Source organism: Treponema sp. UBA7567 (assembly GCF_002476655.1).
In the GTDB taxonomy this organism is placed as follows: domain Bacteria; phylum Spirochaetota; class Spirochaetia; order Treponematales; family Treponemataceae; genus Treponema_D.
In genome coordinates, this window is record NZ_DLLH01000002.1 from 1 (window position 1) to 1,107 (window position 1,107).

Consider the following 1,107-nt stretch of genomic DNA (forward strand, 5'->3'; position numbering starts at 1 on the left):
AGGGAAAACTCGGTAAGCAAGGCGCGAAGCGGATTGCGGCATTTGCATATCACGATTTCTGACCCAGAAAAATAAAATGCTATAAAACAAAAGCGGAGCGTAAAAGCTCCGCTTTTTTTGTGCGGAAGATAACAAACTTGCAATAGCTTGCAGGAATTCCGTTTGTGATTCGCGATTCAATCTTCAATGCAGCGTTGCAACTGGCTTCAAACTGAATCCTAATTCATGTAAAACCGACATAAGCGTTTTTACCTTTACATTTTCTGCTTTGCCTGTGCGAAGATGCTGGATTGTTGTAGGGGAAACGCCAGCACGCTCCGCAAGTTCGCGGACGCTTAAATCGGCGTTTTTCATTTGCTCGCACATAAATTCTGAGATAAGGAATTCTTCATAGGATTTTTCAAAGCCGGATTTCCATTCTGGATTTTCCATCATTCTGTCAAATGTACTCATAGTCTTTGTCATAATAGTTTCTTTCCTTTACTCGTTTAGCATAATCTTCTCGTGCAGATATTGCACAAGCCTTATCCTGTTTTTTCAGTTTTTGGCTCTTTTTGACAAAGCCATTTGTAATAATTATCTTTCCGCCTTCAAAGAAAAAAGATAAAAATCTGTTTGGCTGAGGCTTGAAAGCATATATTCCGTCTTCTTCATTTCTGAATTTTGTTATATCAGAAATGAAGCCAAAATCTCCAATTCGTTTTAATAGATGAAAGAATTTTTGTTGTTCAGTCATGGATAAGGTGTTAAAAAACTCTAACGGCTGGCTTTCACCCTTCTTTGTGAAATACCACTCCACGATGAATTTATTGCCTTTGTAGGCTAAGTATTCTTTCATAATAAAAATGTAACACTAAAGTGTTACAAGGTCAAGGATTATGTTAGGGCAGGGAGCGGTGTGGCGCGGTCCGCAAGCAGTTGGATGACTTGCATCTAAAGTGCACAGAAATTGAGAAGTAATATGTGCGAGTTTCGGCTAGTTCGGAACTCGTTAAGCAAGACGCGAAGCGTAAAAGCTCCGCTTTTTTTGTGCGGAATCTTCGTTTTTAAGATTAAAAAAATATACCCACTATGTTGAGTAAATATAGTAACTATATTTTAAAATAA

General features: G+C 38.2%; 3 protein-coding genes. All 3 read right to left on the minus strand.

The genetic code is table 11. The annotated features are described in order from the left end of the window. Nucleotides 1-180: hypothetical protein (locus tag B3Y13_RS00120; RefSeq protein WP_296691846.1), on the minus strand; the 180-nt coding region annotated here is incomplete at its 3' end. A gap of 3 nt (nucleotides 181-183) precedes the next feature. Further along, the gene (locus B3Y13_RS00125) at nucleotides 184-453 is read right to left on the minus strand and encodes a helix-turn-helix domain-containing protein (RefSeq protein WP_296691849.1); all 270 of its coding nucleotides are present in this window, start codon (nucleotides 451-453) and stop codon (nucleotides 184-186) included. After that, nucleotides 440-838, minus strand: coding sequence for a type II toxin-antitoxin system RelE/ParE family toxin (locus B3Y13_RS00130; RefSeq protein ID WP_296691852.1), 399 nt, complete (start codon nucleotides 836-838; stop codon nucleotides 440-442). Before B3Y13_RS00130 ends, B3Y13_RS00125 begins: the two co-directional genes overlap by 14 nt. Between the last annotated feature and the right edge of the window lie 269 nt (nucleotides 839-1,107).

Coding starts and splice junctions, on each gene's coding strand:
- B3Y13_RS00130 (WP_296691852.1), bottom strand. CDS start 838: ATGAAAGAATACTTAGCCTACAAAGGCAATAAATTCATCGTGGAGTGG.
- B3Y13_RS00125 (WP_296691849.1), bottom strand. CDS start 453: ATGAGTACATTTGACAGAATGATGGAAAATCCAGAATGGAAATCCGGC.